Raw genomic sequence first — 1,044 nt, 5'->3', positions numbered from 1 at the left:
CAGTTTCGATCTAGGAAGATGCAGCGCGCTCTGGACCGTCACCGGATGGTCGGCTCCATGGGCCGCGTCGGCGCCGCCGGCGACAACGCCGCCATGGAATCGTTCTTCGGCCTCCTGCAGAACAACGTCCTGAACCGCCGATCATGGGCCACCCGCGAGCAACTACGGATCGCGATCGTGACCTGGATCGAACGGACCTACCACCGCCGCAGACGGCAGCGGTCGCTGTCCAGGTTGACCCCCGTTGAATTCGAGACCATCATGCACCCACCGGCCAGTCAGGCCGCGTGACTACACCTGTCACCTATCGGTGCAGCAGACCCACGCGGATGCGGCAACATTCGCTTCTAGCCGATGAGCGAGCGGCGATCGAATTCCTCCTGGCGGCCGTCGAAGTTGGGGCACCGCAACTCACTTGACTGGTGCGGTCCGCCCGCGATTGGGTGGCGCCGTGAGCAAACTGTGGACCGCCCCCGAGGACGACCCCAGGACCTTCGGTCAGCCCGTCGGCGAAAAGGCGACCTACCGGGAGTACCTCGGCAACTACCGTCTGACCATAGAGATGAAGTGCGACGGACTGGACGCCGAGCAGCTCGACCGACGCTCGGTACCGCCCAGCACCCTGAGCTTGCTCAGCCTGGTCCGCCATTTGGCTCAGATGGAGAACCACTGGTTCCAGCGTGTGCTGCAAGGGCGGACCGACGCACCGTGCCTTTACAAGCACGAGGACGACCCGGATTGGGACTTCGGGGGCGCGGTCCCCGACCCAGCGGTGGTGAAGGACGCCTTTGCAACCTGGAAGGCCGAGATCGCCAAGGCGGACGAATGGCTCGACGCCCTCGAGGAGGCCGACCTGGGCCGCGAGGTGCCGGTCGACGGTGGCAGCCACGCCACGCGCGACGTGCTTGTCCACGTGATCGAGGAGTATGCGCGGCACGCTGGCCACGCCGACCTCCTGCGCGAGTGCATCGACGGGCGAACCGGCCTGTGACCCACCGGGGCGGTGGGTCAGCATAAGGACCGCCGTCAGGATTCAACCTCACC

General features: G+C 66.0%; 2 protein-coding genes. Both read left to right on the top strand.

Annotated elements, in window-relative coordinates:
- A partial coding sequence (locus I8N68_RS32425; RefSeq protein ID WP_200216917.1) for an integrase core domain-containing protein occupies nucleotides 1–291 on the top strand: 291 nt, incomplete at its 5' end.
- 160 nt (nucleotides 292–451) lie between these two features.
- A complete protein-coding gene (locus I8N68_RS32420; protein WP_307813061.1) occupies nucleotides 452–991 on the top strand; it encodes a DinB family protein in 540 nt (179 codons plus the stop codon).
- Nucleotides 992–1,044: the final 53 nt, after the last annotated feature.

The organism is Micromonospora coerulea (genome assembly GCF_016598485.1).
Taxonomy (GTDB): Bacteria; Actinomycetota; Actinomycetes; order Mycobacteriales; family Micromonosporaceae; genus Micromonospora; species Micromonospora coerulea.
This window is presented reverse-complemented; position numbering and strand designations above follow the sequence as displayed.